At 68.4% G+C, this 21,787-nt stretch carries 19 protein-coding genes and 1 tRNA gene; 18 read left to right on the forward strand and 2 right to left on the reverse strand.

What is annotated here, in order from left to right:
* The first annotated feature begins 25 nt into the window (after window positions 1-25).
* From thrS to IEY36_RS11325, 14 genes are all read left to right on the forward strand, one after another.
* Window positions 26-1,960, forward strand: a complete 1,935-nt coding sequence (gene thrS / locus IEY36_RS11260; protein WP_188967163.1) for a threonine--tRNA ligase — start codon at window positions 26-28, stop codon at window positions 1,958-1,960.
* Window positions 1,961-2,090: 130 nt separating this feature from the next.
* Window positions 2,091-2,618 carry a translation initiation factor IF-3 gene (gene infC / locus IEY36_RS11265; protein ID WP_188967164.1) on the forward strand — a complete coding sequence of 176 codons (528 nt, stop codon included), beginning with the start codon at window positions 2,091-2,093 and terminating at the stop codon, window positions 2,616-2,618.
* Between the two features lie 1,053 nt (window positions 2,619-3,671).
* The gene (gene ffh / locus IEY36_RS11270; protein WP_188967165.1) at window positions 3,672-5,057 is read left to right on the forward strand and encodes a signal recognition particle protein; all 1,386 of its coding nucleotides are present in this window, start codon (window positions 3,672-3,674) and stop codon (window positions 5,055-5,057) included.
* 24 nt (window positions 5,058-5,081) lie between these two features.
* Window positions 5,082-5,420, forward strand: coding sequence for a 30S ribosomal protein S16 (gene rpsP / locus IEY36_RS11275; protein WP_188967166.1), 339 nt, complete (start codon window positions 5,082-5,084; stop codon window positions 5,418-5,420).
* Window positions 5,421-5,463: 43 nt separating this feature from the next.
* Window positions 5,464-5,967, forward strand: coding sequence for a ribosome maturation factor RimM (gene rimM, locus IEY36_RS11280; protein WP_373290321.1), 504 nt, complete (start codon window positions 5,464-5,466; stop codon window positions 5,965-5,967).
* Window positions 5,964-6,743 carry a tRNA (guanosine(37)-N1)-methyltransferase TrmD gene (gene trmD / locus IEY36_RS11285; protein WP_188967168.1) on the forward strand — a complete coding sequence of 260 codons (780 nt, stop codon included), beginning with the start codon at window positions 5,964-5,966 and terminating at the stop codon, window positions 6,741-6,743. Before rimM ends, trmD begins: the two co-directional genes overlap by 4 nt.
* A gap of 24 nt (window positions 6,744-6,767) precedes the next feature.
* Window positions 6,768-7,175: a 50S ribosomal protein L19 gene (gene rplS, locus IEY36_RS11290; RefSeq protein WP_188967169.1), complete on the forward strand. Its 408-nt coding sequence runs from the start codon at window positions 6,768-6,770 to the stop codon at window positions 7,173-7,175.
* A gap of 62 nt (window positions 7,176-7,237) precedes the next feature.
* Window positions 7,238-8,668 (forward strand): 3-isopropylmalate dehydratase large subunit, encoded by a 1,431-nt coding sequence (gene leuC / locus IEY36_RS11295; RefSeq protein ID WP_188967170.1) that lies wholly within the window; start codon window positions 7,238-7,240, stop codon window positions 8,666-8,668.
* Complete coding sequence (leuD, locus tag IEY36_RS11300) at window positions 8,668-9,279, forward strand: 3-isopropylmalate dehydratase small subunit (protein WP_188967171.1); 612 nt, start codon at window positions 8,668-8,670, stop codon at window positions 9,277-9,279. Before leuC ends, leuD begins: the two co-directional genes overlap by 1 nt.
* Window positions 9,280-9,345: 66 nt before the next feature.
* Window positions 9,346-10,461, forward strand: a complete 1,116-nt coding sequence (gene leuB / locus IEY36_RS11305; RefSeq protein WP_188967172.1) for a 3-isopropylmalate dehydrogenase — start codon at window positions 9,346-9,348, stop codon at window positions 10,459-10,461.
* Between the two features lie 74 nt (window positions 10,462-10,535).
* Window positions 10,536-10,612 (forward strand) — tRNA-Arg (locus tag IEY36_RS11310).
* A 162-nt stretch (window positions 10,613-10,774) separates the two neighbouring features.
* Window positions 10,775-11,524: a trehalose-phosphatase gene (gene otsB / locus IEY36_RS11315; RefSeq protein ID WP_188967173.1), complete on the forward strand. Its 750-nt coding sequence runs from the start codon at window positions 10,775-10,777 to the stop codon at window positions 11,522-11,524.
* The gene (locus tag IEY36_RS11320) at window positions 11,511-13,307 is read left to right on the forward strand and encodes a glycoside hydrolase family 15 protein (RefSeq protein WP_188967174.1); all 1,797 of its coding nucleotides are present in this window, start codon (window positions 11,511-11,513) and stop codon (window positions 13,305-13,307) included. Before otsB ends, IEY36_RS11320 begins: the two co-directional genes overlap by 14 nt.
* Window positions 13,292-14,659, forward strand: a complete 1,368-nt coding sequence (locus tag IEY36_RS11325; protein ID WP_188967175.1) for an alpha,alpha-trehalose-phosphate synthase (UDP-forming) — start codon at window positions 13,292-13,294, stop codon at window positions 14,657-14,659. The genes IEY36_RS11320 and IEY36_RS11325 overlap by 16 nt, the downstream gene beginning before the upstream one ends.
* 168 nt (window positions 14,660-14,827) lie before the next feature.
* Here IEY36_RS11325 and IEY36_RS11330 read toward each other — a convergent pair whose 3' ends face one another.
* A complete protein-coding gene (locus tag IEY36_RS11330; protein ID WP_188967176.1) occupies window positions 14,828-16,219 on the reverse strand; it encodes a M20/M25/M40 family metallo-hydrolase in 1,392 nt (463 codons plus the stop codon).
* Window positions 16,220-16,309: 90 nt separating this feature from the next.
* Between IEY36_RS11330 and IEY36_RS11335 the strand changes: the two genes are divergently transcribed.
* The 4 genes from IEY36_RS11335 to IEY36_RS11350 all read left to right on the forward strand — a co-directional run bounded on the left by IEY36_RS11335 (window position 16,310) and on the right by IEY36_RS11350 (window position 20,021).
* Window positions 16,310-17,179: an isocitrate lyase/PEP mutase family protein gene (locus IEY36_RS11335; RefSeq protein WP_188967177.1), complete on the forward strand. Its 870-nt coding sequence runs from the start codon at window positions 16,310-16,312 to the stop codon at window positions 17,177-17,179.
* An 18-nt stretch (window positions 17,180-17,197) separates the two neighbouring features.
* The gene (locus IEY36_RS11340) at window positions 17,198-18,322 is read left to right on the forward strand and encodes an alpha-hydroxy acid oxidase (protein ID WP_188967178.1); all 1,125 of its coding nucleotides are present in this window, start codon (window positions 17,198-17,200) and stop codon (window positions 18,320-18,322) included.
* Window positions 18,319-19,536, forward strand: coding sequence for an MFS transporter (locus tag IEY36_RS11345; RefSeq protein WP_188967179.1), 1,218 nt, complete (start codon window positions 18,319-18,321; stop codon window positions 19,534-19,536). The genes IEY36_RS11340 and IEY36_RS11345 overlap by 4 nt, the downstream gene beginning before the upstream one ends.
* Window positions 19,537-19,649: 113 nt before the next feature.
* Entirely contained in the window at window positions 19,650-20,021 is a 372-nt protein-coding gene (locus IEY36_RS11350; RefSeq protein WP_188967180.1) for a response regulator, read from the forward strand.
* Between the two features lie 262 nt (window positions 20,022-20,283).
* On the opposite strand, the gene hemN is transcribed toward IEY36_RS11350, so the two are convergent.
* A complete protein-coding gene (gene hemN / locus IEY36_RS11355; RefSeq protein WP_188967181.1) occupies window positions 20,284-21,633 on the reverse strand; it encodes an oxygen-independent coproporphyrinogen III oxidase in 1,350 nt (449 codons plus the stop codon).
* Between the last annotated feature and the right edge of the window lie 154 nt (window positions 21,634-21,787).

Here is a 21,787-nt window from a genome sequence, read left to right on the forward strand (position 1 = left end):
TCTACCTTGACGAGATGGACATACGATGCCCGCGATTACCCTTCCTGACGGTTCCCTCCGGTCCTTCGATGGGCCGGTGACGGGCACGCAGGTCGCGGCCGCGATCGGGCCGGGCCTCGCCAAGGCGGCCCTCGCCATGACCGTCGATGGCGCGATGCAGGACCTTTCGCGCAGCATCGAGGCCGATGCGGCGGTCCGCTTCATCACCCGCAAGGACCCTGAGGCGCTGGAGCTCATCCGCCACGACGCCGCCCATGTGTTGGCGGAAGCCGTGCAGGAGCTGTTTCCCGGCACCCAGGTGACCATCGGCCCGTCGATCGAGAACGGCTTCTATTACGACTTCGCCCGCAATGAGCCGTTCACTCCGGAGGATTTTTCGGGGATCGAGGCGAAGATGCGCGAGATCATCGCGCGCAATGCCGGCTTCCAGCGCATCGTGACCTCGCGGCATGAGGCGATCGCCCTCTTTTCCGAGAAGGGCGAGCGCTACAAGGTCGAACTGATCGAGGCGCTGCCGCAGGGCGAGACCATCACCTTGTATAAGCAGGGCGATTGGATCGATCTGTGCCGCGGCCCGCATATGCGCGGCACCGGCGATGTCGGGACCGCCTTCAAGCTGATGAAGGTGGCCGGCGCCTATTGGCGCGGCGACCACCGCAACGCGATGCTGAGCCGCATCTACGGCACCGCCTGGCGCGATCAGAAGGAGCTCGACGCCTACCTGCACCAGTTGGAGGAGGCCGAGAAGCGCGACCACCGCAGGATCGGCAAGGAGATGGGCCTGTTCCATCTCCAAGAGGAAGCGGTCGGCTCGGTGTTCTGGCACCCCAAGGGTTGGCGGCTGTACCGCACCGTCGAGGCCTATATGCGTCGCCGCCTCGACATCGCCGACTACCAGGAGGTGAAGACCCCGCAACTGGTGGACCGCAAGCTGTGGGAAGCCTCGGGCCACTGGGAGAAGTTCCGCGAGAACATGTTCATCGCGACGGTCGAGGATGAGGGCGAGAAGGACCGCATCCTCGCGCTGAAGCCGATGAACTGCCCCTGCCATGTGCAGATCTTCAACCAGGGCCTGCGGTCGTATCGCGAATTGCCGCTGCGCATGGCCGAATTCGGCGCCTGCCACCGGTACGAACCCTCGGGCGCGCTGCACGGCATCATGCGGGTGCGGTCCTTCACCCAGGACGATGCGCATATCTTCTGCTCGGAAGACCAGATCGCCGAGGAGACGGTGCGCTTCGTCGCGCTGCTGTCCTCGATATATCGCGATTTCGGCTTCGAGGAATTCCGGGTGAAGTTCTCCGACCGCCCGGCCAAGCGGGCCGGCTCGGACGAGGTCTGGGACCAGGCGGAGGGCGCGCTCAAGGAAGCCTGCCGCATCGCCGGCGTGGAATACGAACTGAACCCGGGGGAGGGCGCCTTCTATGGCCCGAAGCTGGAATTCGTGCTGCGCGATGCGATCGGCCGCGACTGGCAGTGCGGCACGTTGCAGGTCGATTTCGTGCTGCCGGATCGGCTGGACGCCGAATATGTGGCCGAGGACGGTTCTCGGAAGCGTCCCGTCATGCTGCACCGGGCCATTCTTGGGTCCTTCGAACGGTTCCTCGGCATCCTGATCGAGCAGCATGCCGGACGGTTCCCGCTCTGGCTCGCTCCGGTGCAGGTGGTGGTGACCACCATCGTCTCCGATGCCGACGACTTCGCCCGCGAAGCCGCGGCCACCTTGCAGAAGGCGGGCGTGGCGGTGGCACTCGACCTGCGCAACGAGAAGATCAACCGCAAGGTCGTCGACCATATCGAGCAGCGCGTCCCTGTGCTCGCCGTGGTCGGCCGGCGGGAGGCCGAGGAGCGCAGCCTGGTGCTGCGCCGCCTGCCGGGCCGCGAGCAGGAGAGTCTGCCGCTGGCCGAGGCGGTCGCCCGGCTGAAGGCCGAGGCGATGCCGCCCGACCTTGGCGCCTGAAACACGCCGAACGCACCGGGCCATTGGCGCCCGGTGCGCCTTGGCAGTTGCGGTGGCGTGAGCGCCGTTCCATATATCGACGTTGCTGATCCCGAAACTACGACAGGAGACGACCATAGCCCGACCCCCCATGCCCGCCGCCCAAACCCCGACCCGCGACGGCCCCCGCATCAATGACGAAATCCGAGTCCCCCAGGTTCGCCTGATCGACCAGCACGGCGAAATGCAGGGCGTGCTAAGCGCGCGCGACGCGCTGATCCGCGCCTATGATGTCGGCCTCGACCTGGTTGAGATCTCGCCGAACGCGGTGCCGCCTGTCTGCAAGATACTTGACTATGGCAAGTACAAGTATGAGCAGCAGAAAAAGGCGAACGAGGCGCGGAAGAAGCAGAAGGTCGTCGAGATCAAGGAAATCAAGGTCCGTCCGAACATCGACGACCATGACTACGATGTGAAGATGCGCCAGATGAAGAGCTTCATCGCCGAGGGCGATAAGGTGAAGGTGACGCTTCGGTTCCGTGGCCGCGAAATGGCCCACCAGGATCTGGGCGCCAAGGTGCTGGAGCGCATTCGCAACGAACTGACCGAGACCACCAAGGTCGAGCAGTTCCCGCGGATGGAGAACCGGCAGATGATCATGGTGCTGTCGCCGAAGTGACGGATGCAGGGGAGGGTGTGGCCCTCCCCGGCCACTTTAAGATTTTAGGACTTTATACGTTTATCGGGCGGCATCGAGGCTGCTCGATAGCGCCTATGCGCGCGACGGAGATGATATTCCTATAGAGGCTATCCGTGTGCGGATCAAGCTGCGCATGTGGGTTTCATGTGGACGGCACGGCATGCGCCTTTGCGTCCTGCCGGCGTGTCTCTCGTTCTTTCAGCCCGGCTGGAGTGGGATGCCCCGGAACCCCGATGGCGGCGGTTTTCCGAGCCGTGTGGCCATCTTGACCGGGCGGAGGCGGCGGCGATGGAGGGTGACTTTCGCGCGGCGGCCCATTTCTTCAGCCTTGCCGAGGGCGCGATAGGGGATGCCTGCGCGACGGCTGAGGCGGTGAACCTGATGCCGGGCGACGGCATGACGCGATTGCGGGAGATTGCCCGGCGCCTGGCCGATGGCGGGCCGAACCGATCCGTGGCTGGGCCATCGAGTACCGCTGCGCTGAGGATGGCGCGGAGATTTCGGTCTGGCTGACACTCGGGCGGGCTGGGCCGGAGACGGGAGCCTTGCTTTGGGTCGGTGGCGCTGGTGGGTAGGCGGTCCTGGCCGCGACGATCAATGCGCTGTCCGGCGCGTTGCGTTCGCTGGTTGTTGATGCCGCGATGACTGGACGTTGCCCTCACTGCCCAGGCGACCGTGGATCGTTTGCCGGCCCCGACCGAATGATCCTCGCAAATGTGACGCTTCTGGCGATGGTCGCCGCATGCGCAGGCTATGCTCCGTTCAATGGCGGCAGCGATTGGGCAAGACCAAGTTCTCGCGCCCCGGGGGGCGGCAACCCCTGGCGGGGTGGTCTGGAGGGGAAGCGCCCCTCCGGTTTCGCGCTTGACCGTTGGGTGCGGCCGGACGTAAACGCCCCCATTCCACGGTTCGCCCTGAACCGCCATGTCGGCCCCCAGATGGGGTTGGCACCGCCGCTCCGCGAAGACTCGCGCAGCGGCGCAAACTCGTTTGGGGCAACCGCAACGCGTTGAAGGACTGAACGACCGCCCAATGTTCGAGGCATTGTCCAGCAAGCTGAACGGGGTCTTCGACCGGCTGCGCCGCCGTGGCGCGCTCTCGGATGCCGACGTCGCCGAGGCGCTGCGCGAAGTGCGCGTCGCGTTGCTGGAGGCCGACGTCGCGCTGCCGGTGGTGCGCGACCTGGTCAACAAGGTGCGCGAAGGCGCGGTGGGGCAGGAGGTCATCCGCTCTGTCTCCCCCGCCCAGCAGGTCATCAAGATCGTCAACGACGCGCTGGTCGAGGCGCTCGGCGGCGGCGAGGGAGATGACGGCAAGCGCGGCATCGACCTGAACGCGCCCTCCCCGGTGCCGATCCTGATGGTCGGCCTCCAGGGCTCGGGCAAGACCACCACCTCGGGCAAGATCGCGCTGCGGCTCCGGACGCGCGACAAGAAGAAGGTGCTGCTCGCCTCGCTCGACGTGCATCGCCCAGCCGCGCAACTGCAATTGGCCACGCTGGCGCAGCAGGCCGAGGTCACCTCGCTGCCGATCATCGCCGGCCAGACGCCGATGCAGATCGCCATGCGGGCGATGGATGTCGGCCGGCGCGAACTGTACGACGTCGTCATCCTCGACACCGCCGGCCGCCTCGCGATCGACGAGGCGCTGATGGAGGAGGTGGCGCAGGTCAAGCTCGCCACCAACCCGCACGAGACGCTGCTGGTCGTGGACGCCATGACCGGCCAGGACGCAGTGAATACCGCCAAGGCGTTCCAGGACAAGGTCGGCGTGACCGGCATCGTCATGACGCGCATCGACGGCGATGCGCGCGGCGGTGCGGCCCTGTCCATGCGCGCGGTCACCGGCGCGCCGATCAAGCTGCTCGGCGCGGGCGAGAAGCTCGACGCGCTGGAGGACTTCCACCCCGACCGCATCGCCTCGCGCATCCTCGGCATGGGCGACATCGTCTCGCTTGTCGAGAAGGCGGCGGCGACCATCGACCAGGCCGAGGCTGAGAAGCTCGCGGCCCGGATGCAGAAGGGCCAGTTCTCGTTGGAGGACTACGCCTCACAGCTCAAGCAGATCGGCAAGATGGGCAGCCTGCAGGGCATCCTCGGCATGCTGCCGGGGGTGGGCAAGATCAAGCAGCAGCTTGAAGGCGCCAATCTCGACACCGCCATCCTGGCGCGCCAGGCGGCGATCATCTCCTCGATGACGCTGCGCGAACGGCGCACGCCCGACATCCTGAAGGCGTCGCGCAAGAAGCGCATCGCTGCCGGTTCCGGCACCTCCGTGCAGGAGGTGAACAAGCTGCTCAAGCAGTTCGACGACATGTCCGCGATGATGAAGCGGATGAACAAGCTCGGCCAGAAAGGGTTGATGCGGGGCGGTCTCGCCGCGCTTCTCCCTGGTGCCGGTAACAAACGACCCTTCTAGAGAACGAAGACGAAAGGAAGCCTCATGGGCCTCAAGATCCGCCTTTCCCGCGCCGGCGCGAAGAAGCGTCCCTACTACCACATCGTGGTGGCCGACAGCCGCAGCCCGCGGGACGGCCGCTTCATCGAGCAGGTCGGTTCCTACAACCCGATGCTGCCGGCCGAGCATGCCGATCGCATCCGGCTGAAGGATGAGCGCATCACCCATTGGATCAGCCAGGGTGCCGTCGCGACCGATCGCGTCGCGAAGTTCCTCGGCAAGGCCGGCCTGGCGCCGATGCCGGTGTTCGCCGAGCAGCCGAAGCAGTCCGCGCCGAAGAAGAAGGCGCAGGAGCGCGCCGCCGCCGCTGCCGCGGCCGGCTGAGCAGCGCCAGGCGAGGTGACGTGACGTGTCGGTGAAGCGTGTGATGGTGGGCGAGATCGGCAGGCCGCATGGCGTGCGCGGCCTCGTGCGCCTGCGCGCCTTCACCGAGGACCCCGCTGCCATCGCCGTCTATTCGCCACTGACCGACGAGACCGGGGCGAAGCGCTTCGTGGTCACGCTCAAGGGGGGCGACATCGCCGCCATCGAGGGCGTGGCCGACCGCGACGCGGCGCAGCGCCTGACCGGCACGCGGCTGTATGTGGAGCGCGACCGTCTGCCGCCGCCCGAGGATGACGAGTTCTACCTGACCGACCTGATCGGCCTAGCGGCCGTCACGGAAGGCGGGGAGACGCTCGGCACCATCCGCGCGGTGGAGGACCACGGCGCCGGTGCTTTCATCATCGTCGCGGGTGTGGGGCGGGAGCACCTCCTGCCGTTCACCCACGCCGTCGTGCCGGTGGTGGATGTCGCGGGTGGCCGGGTCACGGTGGTGCTGCCGGACGAGATCATCGTCCAGCCGCAGCCCGGCGACGAGGACGCGGCATGACCGCGCCGGATAACAACACGGCGTCCGTGCGGGGTGGCCGGTGGCATGCGTCCATCCTGACGCTGTTCCCGGAGATGTTCCCCGGTCCGCTCGGTCTGTCGCTGGCCGGTCGCGCGCTGCGGGACGGCAAGTGGTCGCTCGACGCCCACGACATCCGCGGCTTCGCCACGGATCGGCACCGCACGGTCGATGATACGCCGGCCGGCGGCGGGGCAGGGATGGTCATGCGGCCGGATGTGCTGGACACGGCCATCGCCGGGGTCATGCCCGAGGGCGATGCGCGTCCGCTCATCTATCTGACGCCACGCGGGCGGCTGCTGGACCAGGCGACGGTCCGGGGCCTCGCCGAAGGGCCGGGCTGCGTCCTGCTGTGCGGCCGCTATGAAGGGATCGACCAGCGGGTGATTGATGCTCGCAGCATGGTCGAGGTCTCGATCGGCGACTACGTCCTCAGCGGCGGGGAAACGGCGGCGCTGGTGCTGCTCGATGCCTGCGTGCGGTTGCTGCCCGGCGTGATGGGGGCGGCCGACAGCGCGGCGGAGGAAAGCCACGGCGCCGAGGGCCTGCTGGAATACCCGCATTACACTCGCCCGGCCGAATGGCAGGGGCGGGCCATCCCGGATGTCCTGCTTTCCGGCCACCACGCCGAGATCGCGCGCTGGCGTCGGGCCGAGAGCGAGAAGATCACCAAGGAACGCCGGCCTGACCTGTGGGCCCGGCATGACGCGAAACACGGCGGCGCGGGGGCCATTGCCCGCCATCCCGCTGCCGCCTAAACGAACGAAGGAAAGGATACTGTCATGAACCTGCTGCAGCAGTTCGAGGCCGAGCAGCTCACGCGCCTCACCGCCGTGCGCACCACCCCGGACTTTGCGCCGGGCGACACGGTGCGCGTCATGGTGAAGGTCGTCGAAGGCGAGCGCACCCGCACCCAGGCCTATGAGGGCGTGGTGATCGCGCGTTCCAACAAGGGCGTGCAGAGCAACTTCACGGTGCGCAAGCTCTCTTACGGCGAGGGTGTGGAGCGCGTGTTCCCGCTCTATTCGCCGAATGTGGCCGAGATCCAGGTCGTCCGCCGCGGCAAGGTGCGTCGCGCGAAGCTGTACTACCTGCGTGGCCGCACCGGTAAGTCGGCGCGCATCGTCGAGAAGCTGCCGATGAAGGCCGCGGCGCCGAAGGCCGCCGCCGCGCCGACCACCGAAGGCTGAATACCGGCAGGGGCGCCGCGATCGGCGCGGCGCCCTGCATGACCATGGGTTGGGGGAAAACGATGTCAGCGCAGAAGCCGCGCACGCTGTTCGACAAGATCTGGGACGCCCACGTCGTCGAGACGCTCCCCGACGGCACGGCCATGCTCTACATCGACCTTCACCTTACCCATGAAGTGACCACACCGCAGGCCTTCGACGGGCTGCGCGCCGCCGGTCGCAAGATCCGCCGCCCCGATGCGACGCTGGGCGTGATCGACCACAACATCGCGACCGACAGCTCGCGCTACACTGGAATCGTCGATCCCGAGAGCCGGCTGCAGGTCGAGACGCTGGAGAAGAACGCGGCCGAATTCGGCATGCCGCTGATCCCGCTGCTCGATGAGCGGCAAGGCATCGTGCATGTGATCGGGCCGGAGCTCGGCCGTTCACTGCCGGGCATGACCATCGTCTGCGGCGACAGCCACACCTCGACGCATGGCGCGATGGGCGCGCTGGCCTTCGGCATCGGCACCTCGGAGGTCGAGCATGTGCTCGCCACCCAGACGCTGCTGCAGAAACCGGCGAAGAACATGAAGGTGGAGGTGGCGGGCAACCTCGCCGTCGGCTGTTCGGGCAAGGACATCACCCTCGCCATCATCGGCAGGATCGGCACCGCCGGCGGCACCGGCCATGTGATCGAGTATTGCGGCGACACCATCCGCAGCCTCGACATGGCCGGGAGGATGACGGTCTCCAACATGGCGATCGAGGGCGGCGCGCGGGCCGGGCTGATCGCGCCCGACCAGACCACCTTCGACTACATCGCCCGCACGCCGGACGGCCCGAAAGGGGCGGCACTGGAGCGGGCGCTCGCCTGGTGGAAGACGCTGCCGAGCGATGCCGGCGCGTATTTCGACACGGTGGTGAAGCTGAACGCGCATGAGATCGCGCCGCAGGTCACCTGGGGCACCAACCCCGAGGCCGTGTTGCCGATCACCGGCGTGGTGCCCAACCCGGCCGATGTCGAGGACGAAGCCAAGCGCGCGCAGATGCAGCGCATGGTCGACTACATGGGCCTCACGCCCGGCCAGCGGCTGCAGGACCTCAAGGTCGATGTCGTGTTCATCGGCTCATGCACCAATTCCCGCATCGAGGACATCCGCGCTGCCGCCGCCATCGCCAAGGGCCGCAGGGTCGCCGACGGCGTGCGGGCCATGGTCGTCCCCGGCTCGGGCCTGGTGAAGAAGGCCGCGGAGGCCGAGGGCCTCGACCGCATCCTGCTGGAAGCAGGCTTCGAGTGGCGCGAGGCCGGCTGTTCCATGTGCCTGGGCATGAACCCGGACAAGCTGACGCCGGGCCAGCGCTCGGCCAGCACGTCCAATCGCAATTTCGAGGGCCGCCAGGGCCCCGGCGGGCGCACCCATCTGCTCTCTCCGGCCATGGCGGCGGCGGCGGCGGTGTCGGGTCACCTCGCCGATGTGCGCGACTACCAGCCGAAGGAGACCGTGTGATGCAGGCCTTCACGACGCTGACCGGCATCGCCGCGCCTCTTCCCAAGGCGAATGTCGACACCGACCAGATCATCCCGGCGCGCTTTCTGAAGTCGATCAGCCGCTCGGGCTTCGGGAAGAACCTGTTCGCCAATTTCCGCTTCAAGGAAGATGGCAGCGAGAACCCCGATTTCGTGCTGAACCAGGAGCCGTATCGCCACGCCGAGGTTCTCATCGCCTTCGAGAATTTCGGCTGCGGGTCCTCGCGTGAGCATGCGCCCTGGGCATTGCTCGACTTCGGTATCCGCTGCGTCATCGCGCCGGACTTCGCCGACATCTTCCACAACAACTGCTTCAAGAACGGCGTGCTGCCCGTCCGGCTTCCGAAGGAAGTCTGCGCGCAGTTGATGGAGGATGCGAAGCTCGGCGCCAATGCCCGCATCACCGTCGATCTCGAGCGCGAAGTGGTGGTGCGCCCGAATGGCGAGGAGATCCCGTTCAAGATCGACCCGCTGCGCCGCCACCTGATGCTGAACGGCCTGGACGACATCGGCCAGACCATGCAGCACGCGACCGCCATCGATACCTTCGAGGCGAAGCAGAAAGCTGCCCAGCCCTGGCTCTACGCCTGACCTGACATTGACCCGGGCGGCGTCCACCCGGGACGTCTCCCGACCGACCAGGAGACGTCCAAGCACATGCCGTCCAACAAGAAGCTTCTCATCCTCCCCGGCGACGGAATCGGTCCCGAGGTGATGCGCGAAGTCCGTCGCGTCATCGACTGGATGGACCGCCGCCGCGCGGTCACTTTCGATATCGAGGAACGCCTGGTCGGCGGCTCGGCCATCGATGCCGAGGGCACGCCCTGCTCTGACGAGACGGTGGAACGTGCCAAGGCGGTGGATGCCGTGCTGTTCGGCTCGGTCGGCGGCCCGAAATGGGATGGCCTGGCCTTCGAGAAGCGTCCTGAGCTCGGCGTGCTGCGCCTGCGCAAAGATCTTGGCCTGTTCGCCAACCTGCGCCCGGCGGTGGTGCTCGACCCATTGGTGGATGCGTCTTCACTGAAGCCCGAGGTCGTGCGCGGCGTCGACATCATGGTGGTCCGCGAATCGACGGGCGGGATCTATTTCGGCGAGCCGCGCGGCATCGAGACGCTGCCCGACGGCAAGCGCCGCGGCTTCGACACCGATGTCTACCATGAGGACGAGATCGCCCGCGTCGCCCGCGTCGCCTTCGACCTGGCGCGCCAGCGCCGCCGCAAGGTGACCTCGGTCGAGAAGGCCAATGTCATGCAGTCCGGCCGCTTGTGGCGGGCCGTGGTCGGCGAGATCCACAAGGCCGAATACGCCGATGTCGAGCTCGAGAACATGTATGCCGACAACTGCGCCATGCAGCTCTGCTCGCGCCCCAAGCAATTCGACGTGATCCTCGGCTCGAACCTCTTCGGCGACGTGCTGTCGGACCTCGCCGCGGCGCTGACCGGCTCGCTCGGCATGCTGCCCTCGGCGACGCTCGGCGCGGTGGACCCGGTCACCGGCAAGCGCCATGCGCTGTACGAGCCGATTCACGGTTCGGCCCCTGACATCGCCGGCAAGGGAATCGCGAATCCGCTCGCGCAGATCCTGTCCTTCGCGATGCTGCTGCGCTGGTCCTTCGGCATGGACGAGGACGCCGCGCTGGTGGAGTCCGCAGTGGGCAAGGTGCTCTCCGGCGGCCTGCGTACGGCGGATATCATGCAGTCCGGCATGGCCCGCGTCGGCACCTCGGTGATGGGTGAGGCGGTGGTGCGCGAGCTCGATAAACTCGCCGCGTGAATCTTTGGCGGCGGAGGGGTTGCGCCCCACCGCCGCCTCCGCTATTTCCCCGGCCTCGCCGCAGTGGCGGCAGGGCGCCCGTAGCTCAGCTGGATAGAGCACCAGACTACGAATCTGGGGGTCAGGAGTTCGAATCTCTTCGGGCGCGCCACTTCACCTTTTTCAAACAAATTCCAAAGATAAAACGCCGGCCAGTCAGGCCGGAACAGCCGCTTCAGCGGCAGTATCGGCGGCCAAGCCATCCAGGCGGCTGCATCATCGGCGCCACAATTACAAGGCTGCAATTCTCAGCTTGGCTGCCTAGATACAATCGATGCATTCCCCTGGCGTTCCCGAGATCGAGGCCGATTGGGCGCTCTTCCTCGATCTTGATGGCACCCTGATCGACATCGCAGCGACCCCCGATGGGGTAGTGGTCCAACAGGGCCTGCCCGATCTGCTCAGCGAGCTATCCCGCGACCTCGGTGGCGCGATCGCTATCGTCACCGGCCGCGCACGGGAGACGGCGGACCGCCTGCTGGCCCCCTGGCGCCCGCCTGGCGGATTCGGCCACGGCGCGGAACTGCGCGATGCCAGTGGCCGCCTCCTGGACGAGCATGCCCTGCCGACCGTGCCGGACGCCTGGGCAACGCGCCTTGCCGCGCAGGTGAGCGCCTGGCCGGGCGTGATCCTCGAACGCAAGCCGCATGGCGTGGCGCTGCACTATCGCGGCGCCCCCGAACGCTGTGCCGATACGCAGGCAGCGTTGGCCGGATTGCTGGCGGACCAGGCCACGGCATTCGACCTGCTGCCCGCCCACATGGCCTTCGAACTCCGTCCCCATGGCGCCAACAAGGCGCGGGCGGTCGATGTGCTGATGCAGGCCCCGCCCTTCATGGGGCGCCGGCCCGTTTTCGTCGGCGACGACGTCACCGATGAGGACGGTATGCGCGCCGCCCGCGCCCTGGGCGGCTTCGGCCTGCATGTCGGGCGAGACTTCCTCGGCGGGCCGGCCGAGGTGCGTGATTGGATCGCGCGCGGCCGCGCACGGCTACGGCAGGAGGTGATGCATGCCCGGACTTGACCTCGCCGTCGTCGGCAATTGCGCCGTCGCCTCGCTGATCTCCGCCACCGGGCGGCATGAATGGTTCTGCTTTCCGCGCCTGGATGCCGAGCCGGTGTTCAACGCCCTGCTGGGCGGCGAGGCGCCCGAACGCGGCTTCATGGATGTGGTGCTGCGCGGCCAGGTCGCCAGCCGGCAACGCTACCTGCGCAATTCCGCCGTGCTGGAGACGGTGCTGACCGATGCCAGCGGCGGCGGCGTGCGCATCCTGGACGTCGCCCCGCGCTTCCGTCGCTTCGGCCGCATGTACCGCCCGCCGGCGCTGGTGCGGCGGGTCGAGCCGGTCTCGGGCCGCCCGCGCATCCGCATCCGCATCCGGCCATCCTTCGACTACGGCACCGATCCCGGCGTCACCAATATCGGCAGCAACCACATCCGCTACCGCGGCGCGGATACGGTGCTGCGCCTGACCACCGATGCGCCATTGTCCTACGTAACCGAGGAGGCTGAATTCGGCCTCGACCGCCCCGTCAGCCTGGTCATAGGCACTGATGAGAGCCTGCCCGAATCACCCGACACCGTCGCCCGCCAGGCATTGACCGAGACCGAGTGCTACTGGGTCGACTGGGTGCGGGGGCTGAACCTGCCCTTCGACTGGCAGGAGGCGGTGATCCGCGCCGCCATCACGCTGAAGCTGTGTTCCTTCGAGGATACGGGCGGCATCGTCGCGGCACTCACCACCTCCCTGCCGGAATCGCCGGGCAGCGGACGGTGCTGGGATTACCGCTTCTGCTGGCTGCGCGACGCCTTCTTCACGGTCAGCGCGCTGAACCGGCTCAATGCCACGCGCACCATGGAAGGCTTCCTGCGCTTCATCATGGATTCGGTGCCGGATGGCTCCGCCGGGCCGATCCCGCCGCTGTTCCCGATCGCGCCCGGCACCTCGGTCGAGGAACGCATCGCCACGGCCTTGCCGGGCCTGCGCGGCGACGGGCCGGTACGCATCGGCAATGCCGCCGCCTCCCAACGCCAGAATGACAGCTATGGCGCCATCATCATGACGGCGACCCAGATGTTCTGGGACCAGCGCCTCACCCGGACCGGCGATGTCGCGTTGTATCGCCAGCTCGCCGGCATCGGCCACCATGCCGAGCGTGCCGCCTTCGAACACGATGCCGGGCTGTGGGAGTACCGCGGCCGCGCTGCCGCGCACACGCATTCGGCGGCGATGTGCTGGGCCGCGCTCGACCGGCTGGGGGCGATCGCCCAGCATCTCGGCCTGGCCGCCGAGGCGCGGGACTGGGAACGGCGAGCCGAAAATCTGCGCGGCCGCATCCTCGCAGCCGCGACGGTTCCAGGGGAGGGCTGGATCTCAGGCGTGCTGAACGGCGACGCGGTGGCCGACGCCTCAACCTTCCTGCTGCCGGAGATCGGCCTGATCAAGGCGACCGACCCGCTGTTCCTGCGGACGGTCGACATGTTGGAACGTCGGCTCGTTCGCGACGGCATCGTGCTCCGCTACGACCACGCCGACGATTTCGGCAAGCCGGAGGTCGGCTTCATCGTCTGCACCTTCTGGTACATCGACACCCTCGCGCGTGTCGGCCGCAAGGCCGAGGCCCGCGCCGTGTTCGAGCGCGCGCTGTCCTGGCGCAACCATGTCGGCCTGCTGTCCGAGGATGTGGAACCGGCCACTGGCGCATTGTGGGGCAATTTTCCGCAGACCTATTCCCAGGTCGGGCTCATCCTCTCGGCGATGCGCCTGTCCCGCAGCTGGGAGGAAGGCCTGTGGCGCGCCTCGTAATCGTCTCCAACCGCGTGCCGCCGCCGCGCACCACCGGGGCGGCGAGCGCGGGTGGCTTGGCCGTGGCGCTGCAATCCTTCGTCGAGCCGGGTACGCTGTGGTTCGGCTGGAGCGGCCGTGTCGTGGAAAAGCCTTCCGGCAAGCCGCGCATCGTGGACGGTCAGGGCGTCACCTACGCGACCATCGACCTCAACGGGCAAGACTACGACCGCTTCTATGTCGGCTTCGCCAATTCCTCGCTGTGGCCGCTGCTGCATTTCCGCCTCGGGCTGATGCGGTACCGGCGGGAGGATTTCGAGGGCTATCTCGCGGTCAATGGCGACTTCGCCGACGCCTTGCTGCCGATGCTGCGGCCTGACGACATGGTCTGGGTGCATGACTACCACCTGATCCCGCTCGCCGCCGCGTTGCGCGCGCGGGGCTTCGCGGGGCGCATCGGCTTCTTCCTGCATATCCCCTTCGTCCCGGCATCGGTGCTGGAGGCGCTGCCGCCGGCCTACGATCTGCTCTGCGCCCTCTGCGCCTTCGATGTGGTGGGCTTCCAGACGCGCACGCATCTGGCGGACTTCCTCGACTGCGCGCGCCGCTTCACCGGCTTCACGGTGGAGGGTGACGAGGTGGTGACGAATGGCCGGCATGTTCGCGCCATCGCCGACCCGATCGGCATTGACGCCGCCGGTTTCGCCCGCGTGGCCGGGCGCGCTGCCGGCACCGCCTATATCAAGCGCATGCGCGAGAGCCTGTCCGGCCGGGCCCTCGCGATCAGCGCGGAACGGCTTGACTATTCCAAGGGGCTGCCCAACCGCTTCGAGGGCTTCGCCCGGTTGCTCGCGCGGTATCCGCAACAGCAGCGGCACATCTCGATGCTGCAGATCGCCGCGCGCTCGCGCGAGGATGTGGCGGAATACCAGGCGCTGCGGCGTGAGCTTGACCGCCTGGCCGGCGACATCAATGGCCGCTTCTCCCAATTCGACTGGGTGCCGCTGCGCTACATGACGCAGACCGTGGCGCGCACGAAGCTCGCCGGCCTGTTCCGCATCGCGCGGATCGGCATCGTCACGCCGCTGCGCGACGGCATGAACCTGGTGGCGAAGGAATTCGTCGCCGCCCAGGACCCGGCGGACCCCGGCGTGCTGATCCTGTCGCAATTCGCCGGGGCGGCGGAGGAATTGACGGACGCGCTGCTGGTCAACCCCTACGACCCGGATGCCATCGCCGATGCGATGAACACCGCGCTCGAGATGCCGCTCGGGGAACGCCAGCAACGCCATGCGGCGCTGCGCCGCGCGGTGTTCGAGGTGACGGCAGCGCGGTACTGCAACGTGTTTGTCGACGCGCTGAAGCCCGCCTGATTCCAGCGGCCCATGGAGTCTTTGCTGGGCCTCAAGCGTCGGCGGCGGCTTGGCTTGCGCGCCGTGCACCGGCGTTCCGGGCTCGGCGGGTTGTCCGGGCGCGGTCGCGCCGCGGGCTCCCGGCCCGATGCGGGGCATCGGGCCGAAGGTCAGGATGGGCCGCCGGGGCTACTGGCCCCGCAACGCCTCCGGCGCCACCTTCCCGAGTTCCGTCAGCAGCAGCGGCCAGGCGCGCAGCCCTTCCTCCAGCGATGACAGGCGGAAGAACTCGTTCGGCGCGTGGACATCCTCATCCGGCATGGCGAAGCCGAAGGTGATGGTGTCGATGCCGAGCCGTTCCTTGAAGATGGCGGTGATCGGGATGGTGCCGCCGGCCCGCGCGCGCACCGGGGCGCGGTTGGTGGTGCGCCGCACCACCGCCTCGGCCGCGGCGAGCAGCGGGTGCCCCTCGCGCAGAGTGAAGGCCGGCGTGCCGCCACCGCGCCCGGTGAAATCGAGTGCGACGCCGGCCGGCGCCCGCGCCAGCAGGTGCTCGCGCAGTCGGGCCTGCGCCCGCGCCGGGTCCATGCCTGGGCCGAGGCGCATGGTGACCTTCGCATGGGCCTCGCAGGGCAGCACGGTCTTGGAACCGGTGCCGGTATAGCCGCCCCACATGCCATTCACCTCGATGGTGGGTATCAGGGTGATGCGCTCGCGCACCGCGCGGTCGGGGTCGCCATAGGGGGCGGCGCCGATCTCGCCATAGAACTCGGCTTCATCCACCGGCAAGGCGGCGGCATCGGCGGCTTCCCGCGCGCCGATCGGGTCGAGGTCGTCCATGAAGCCGGCCACCACGATGCGCCCGTGATCGTCATGCAGGGAGGCGACCAGCTTCGACAGCTCATGGATCGCGTTGCGCACTGCGCCGCCATAGCGGCCCGAATGCATGTCCTTCGAGGCGGTGCGCACGTTGATCTGCAGCGCGGTCAGCCCGCGCGAGCCGACGCTGATGGTCGGCAGCGTCGTGCTGGCGCGCCCGCCATCGGCCGAGATCATCGCATCCGCCACCAACACATCCGGGTGGCGCTCGATGATGCTGCCCAGCGACGGGCTGCCGATCTCCTCCTCGCCTTCCAGGAAGAAGCGGATATTCACTGGGCAGCCGCCGGCCTTGATGAACTCGATGACCGTTTCGACGGCGATCAGCGTCGATCCCTTCACATCCGACGCACCCCGCGCATAAAGCCGGCCGTCGCGGATGGTGGGTTCGAAGGGTGGCGTTTTCCACAATTCCAGCGGGTCGGGCGGCTGCACGTCGTAATGACCGTAGATCAGCAGCGTCGGCTTGCCCGGCGCGCCATTCCACGTGCCGGTGATCGCCGGCTGGCCGCCGCCGTCGAGCAGGCGGACATCATCGAGCCCGCCTTCCCGCAACCGGGCCATGAGGAATTCGCGCGTCGCCTTCATGCCCTCGGCATAGGCCGGGTCGGTGCTGACGCTGGGCAGGCGCAGCAGCGCCTTCAGCCGTTCCAGGATCTCATCCTTGCGCGCCACCAGGGCTTCGGCCACCGCGTCGCTCATCACGCACCCCTTGCATGTCCGGCGGCAGCCTAGACCGTTGGCGCGAGCGGTTGCAGAGTGCCGGAGACAAAATTCGAGGAACCATCCGGGATGCAACGTCCACCCAGCACGGCCGAGCGCCGCGCGGCCTTCCGCGCGATCCTGTCGGGCGCTGCCTGCATCCATCCGGCCTCGGTGCATGACCCGATCGCCGGACGGATCGCCGCCGATCTGGGGTTCGAGGCCGCGATGTTCGCCGGTTCCGTCGCCTCGCTGACGGTTCTTGGCGCGCCGGACATCATCGTGCTGACGCTGTCCGAATTCGCCGACCAGGCGCGGCGCATCTGCCGTGGCGGCGCCCCGCCGCTGATGGTCGATGCCGACCACGGCTACGGCAATGCGCTGAACGTGATGCGCACGGTGCAGGAGCTGGAGACCGCCGGCATCGCGGCGCTCACCATCGAGGACACCGACCTGCCACGCGCCCATGGCGTCGCGGAACCGGGCCTGCTCAGCCTCGAAGCCGGCCTGGGCAAGATGCGCGCGGCGGTGGCGGCGCGCGAGGATGCCGGCCTGACCGTCATCGCCCGGACCAGCGCGCTGAACCTCGTGAACCTCGATGAGGCGGTGCGCCGCGCCAAGGCCTATGCGACCTGCGGCGCCGATGCGCTGTTCTTCACCGGCGTGAATGACTGGGAACAACTGGCCGCCTTGCAGGCGGTGGCCAATGGCATGCCGATCATCCTCGGCGGCACGCCGGCGAACATGGCGCACAAGGCGCGCCTCGCCGCCCATGGCGTGCGCGTCGCGTTGCAGGGCCATCAGCCCTTCGCCGCCGCGGTCGCGGCCATCCACGCGACGTTGAAGGCGCTGCGCGAGGGCACGCCGCCGGCCGAGCTCAAGGGCGTCGCGCCCGCCACGCTGATGAAGACCGTCACGCGCGAGGCCGACTACGCCGCCTGGACCCGCGACTTTCTCTGACCCGGACGAGACAGCACGATGACGATCGAACCCGAAGCCCTCGCCGAAACGCAGACCAAATACCTGGCGCTGCATGAGTTCGTGAAGGCGGCGAAGAACCGCCTCGATGCCAATATGTGGGACTACCTGGTCGGTGCGACCGAGACCGAGACCACCATGCGCCGCAACCGCATGGGGATCGACGCGCTCGCCCTGCGCCCGCGCGTGCTGCGCGACGTGTCAACGATCGACAGCACTGCGTCGCTGTTCGGCAGGAAGATCCGCCTGCCGGTGATGCTCGCCCCGGTCGGCGGGCTCGAATTCATGGCCGTGGGGGCCAACGGCGCGGTGACGGCGGGTGAGGGGGCCTCGGCCTTCGGCGTGCCGATCATGCTGTCCTCCGTCTCCAAGCCGGGGCTGGAGCAGGTGGCGGCGGCGACGCCGGGGATGAAGATCTACCAGCTGTATGTGCGCGGCGACGCCGGCTTCATCGAGGACAGCATCCAGCGCGCCAAGGGCAATGGCTACGACGCCTTCTGCCTGACGGTCGACACCGCGATCTATTCTCGCCGCGAACGCGACATCGTCCGCCGCTTCGCCAAGCCCTGGCGTGCCAGCGCGACCGGCGAGGCGCAGATGCGCCAAGCCATGCTGAACTGGGACGACGTGAAGCGCATCAAGGACCAGCATCCCGACCTGAAGCTCATCCTCAAGGGCATCGCGACCGGGGAGGACGCGCAGATCGCCGTCCAGCACGGGGTCGAGGTCGTCTATGTCTCGAACCATGGTGGGCGGCAGCTCGATGCCGGGCGCGGGTCGATCGAGGTGTTACCGGAAGTGGTTCAGGCCGTCGGCGGCCGCGCCAAAGTGTGGGTGGATGGCGGCTTCTCGCGCGGGACGGATGTGGTGAAGGCGCTGTGCCTGGGCGCCGAACTGGTCGGCCTCGGGCGGCTCTATTGCTACGCGCTGGCGGCCGATGGCGCCGCCGGCGTGGTCCGGATGCTGGAAATCCTGGAGAACGAGATGCGCTCGGCCCTCGGCCTGCTGGGCGTCACCGCGATCGACCAGCTCGGCCCGGGCTTCGTGCATGCGGCGATGCCGACCAACGTGCCGCATGTCCACAGCGCCTTCCCGCTGCTGCGGCTCGACGATTCGGGGTATTGAGCCAGCCTGGCGCCGACCCGGACAGGTCGCCGATCCGTGTGCTGCTCGCGGATTCGGCCTTCCGGCGACTATGGGGTGCCGGCGGACTGACCAACTCGATGCGGTGGGTGGAGATGCTGGTCAGCGGCCTCTTCACCTATGACCTGACCGGGTCGGCGCTGGCCGTCTCGCTGGTGTTGATGTCGCGCGCCATGCCGATGCTGTTGATGGGCGCACTGGCCGGGGCGCTGGCCGAAAGCCTCGATCGCAAGCGTCTGCTGATGGTAGGCCAGGCGGCGCAGGCGGTGGGCGCCCTGGCCATCGCGGCGCTCGCCGCCGCGGGCTTGCTGGCGCCGTGGCACCTGTTCGTGAATGGCGCGATCGGCGGTCTCGCCTGGACCAATGAACTAGCCACCCGGCGGCGCATGGTCGCCGAGGTGGCCGGCCCCCAACGCATCGTCCAGGCCGTCGCCTTCGACACCATGACCGGCAGCACCACCCGCATGGTTGGCCCCTTGGCCGGCGGGCTGTTCTACCAGACCGTCGGCGTCACCGCGGCTTATCTCATCGCGGCGATGCTCTACCTCATCGCGCTCTCCCTGGTGCATGGTGCCGCGCACAGCCAGCAGCGCCGCACGCTGAAGCCATGGCGCCTCCTGTCCGACATCGTGGAGGCGGCGCGCATCGCCCTGGCGCATCCGGCGCTGCGGATGGTGCTCGGCATCACTGTGGTAATGAATGTCTTCGGCTTCTCCTACACGGGCATCCTGCCGGCCTTCGGTGCCGTCGCCTTCCATGCGGACCCAGTCGGGATCGGCCTGCTCGCGGCGGCGGAACCTTTCGGGGCGCTGCTGACCGGCCTGGCCTTGGCCATGCGGCGCGGCGCGCAGCCAGGCAGGGGGTTGCTTGCGCTGGGCAGTGGCGGGTTCCTTTGTGTCCTGGTCCTGGCCGCGCATGCGCCGTCCTTGCCGCTCGCGGTGATGTTGCTGTCGATCGGCGGGCTTGGCACTGCCGCCTTCTCCAGTCTCCAGACAGGGATCGTGATGATGCAGGCACCGCCCGAGGCGCGCTCGCGCATCCTTGGCCTTACCACCACCTGCATCGGCGCCGGGCCGCTCGGCGTCCTGCTCATCGGCGCCCTGGCCGATGCACAGGGGCCGCGCCTGGCGATCACGGCCATGGCGCTGGTCGGGTTGGCCGCGCTGACACTGGTCCTGATGCTCACGCGACGCTGAGCCGGGTTGCACGGCGCTCCTCGTGCCTGCAACCGCCGGTCGTGGTATGCACTGCGTCAGGGACGACGCAGGCTCGCAGCCGTTCCTCCCAACGCCAATCGAAGGAAGCCCGCATGCCGTCTGACACGCCTGCCCGCCGCATTCTGGTCGTCGAGGACGAGGCGCTGGTCGCGATGCTGGTTGAGGACGCGTTGGAGGAGGCTGGCTTCGGGGTGATCGGCCCGGTCCGTTCGGTCGCCCAGGCGCTCGAGGCACTGGAGACGGAACTGCCCGATGCCGCCGTGCTCGACCTCAACCTGGCCGGGGAGAATTCCGTCGCTGTGGCCGATGCGCTGGTCGCGCGCGGCATTCCGTTCGTCGTGGCGACGGGCTATGGCGCGGCCGGCCTGCCCGCGACGCATCGCGATGCGCTGGTACTGCCCAAGCCCTATGATCCGGCCGACCTGACGGCGCTGTTGGCGCGGCTTTGCGAGCGGCGCGCCTAGAGCGTTTTCGGCGCGGACGGCGCCTCCCCGGGCCGCGACCCGGACGCCCAACAAGGACTCTTCGGTTGGGCAGTTTCATGGGCGATCGGCCCGTTGACGTACTTTTCGAACAGCCTCCCGTGTGTGGCGGCCGCACCGGGCTCGACGACGCTTCCGCCTGGAGCGGCTTCCGCTGGCTCCGACTTGCAGAATCCTCTCTCGATCATTGATTCATGCGAGCATCTTCAGCCGGTCAGGTGCTTCCGCCTGATCTGGGCCTGCCCTAGACCGCGGCGCTGTGTCGCATGGGGGACGGCGCGAGGAAGGCGTCGAAACAGGCGGCGAAATGCCGCAGGAAGGGCCGCCCTGCCTCGGTCACCGCCAGGCGCCCGGCTTCGCGGCGCAGCAATCCATCGGCCACCAGCCCATCGATGCGCGGCGCGGCCTGGACCATCACCGCCTCGGGCACCGCCGCCAGGTCGATCGCCGCGTCGCACATCACCCGTTCGATCAGCGCGCCCCGCAGCCGGTCCTCCGCGCTCAACGGACGGCCTCGGGCGATCGGCAGGCGTCCCGCCTCGACCGCCGCCAGCCAGCGCCGCTCATCAGCCTCGTTCTGCACGAAGCCGTTTGGCGTGCGGCCGATCGCCGACGCCCCGAAGCCGAGCAGATAGGGCGCGGTGTCGGTGGTATAGCCCTGGAAGTTGCGCCGCAGCGTGCCGGTGGCGGCCGCCTCGGCCATCGGGTCGCCGGGCCGCGCGAAATGATCGAGCCCGATGGCGACATAGCCCGCCGCGATCAACACCTGCGCCGCCGCCTCTGCCTGGCGCATGCGCGCGGCCGCGCCCGGCAGGTCCTCCGTGCGGATGCCCTTCTGGTGCGCCTTCATCCAGGGCACATGCGCATAGCCGAACACGGCTACCCGGTCGGCGCCACAATCCGCGGCGAACCGGGCCGACGCCTCGACCTCGGCGACGCCTTGCGCCGGCAGGCCATAGATCAGGTCCATGTTGATGCTGGCGATGCCCGCCGCGCGCAGACGATGCACTGCCGCCTCCACCTGCGCGGGCGGCTGGATGCGGCCGATCAGCGCCTGCACCGCCGGGCTGATATCCTGCACGCCGAGGCTGGCCCGCGACAGGCCAAGCGCCGCGAGTGCCGCGATCGACGCGTCATCGAGGGTGCGCGGGTCGAGTTCCGCCGCGACCTCCGCCCCGTCGCGAAACCGGAACAGCCGGCGCAGGGTTGCCGCCAGGCGCGTCAGCCCATCCGGGCCGAGCGTGGTCGGGGTGCCGCCACCCAGATGCAGCGCGGCGACGCCGCCATGTGCGGGCAGCAGCGCCGCGACCATCGCCGCCTCGGCTTCCAGCCCGGCGGCATAGCGGGCGATGCGCGCCGCCGAGCGCGTCACCGCAGTGTGGCAGCCGCAGTACCAGCACAGCGCGTGGCAATAGGGGACGTGCACATAGAGCGAGAGTGTGTCCTCCGGCCGGCAGCCGGCGAGCCAGCTTGCTTCGGTCCCGGCGGTCAGCGGCACGAAATGCGGCGCGGTCGGGTAGCTGGTGTAGCGTGGCAGCGGCTGGGCCGCATGGCGCAGCAGGACATCCTCGGTAGGAACGGCGATGGCGGGCATGCGCGCACCATCGACGATGTGACCGGTCGCACGCTTTGCGCTGGCGCAAGGCGGCATCGGTCGTTTCACCGGGACAGGGCGGATGAAACGCTTCATCCTCCGGCACGCCGGACGGGGCGCGACTGTTTCACGACGCGGAAAGAGGCGTCTATGG

Origin of the sequence: Neoroseomonas lacus (assembly GCF_014644535.1) — a bacterium.
GTDB classification, from domain to species: Bacteria; Pseudomonadota; Alphaproteobacteria; order Acetobacterales; family Acetobacteraceae; genus Neoroseomonas; species Neoroseomonas lacus.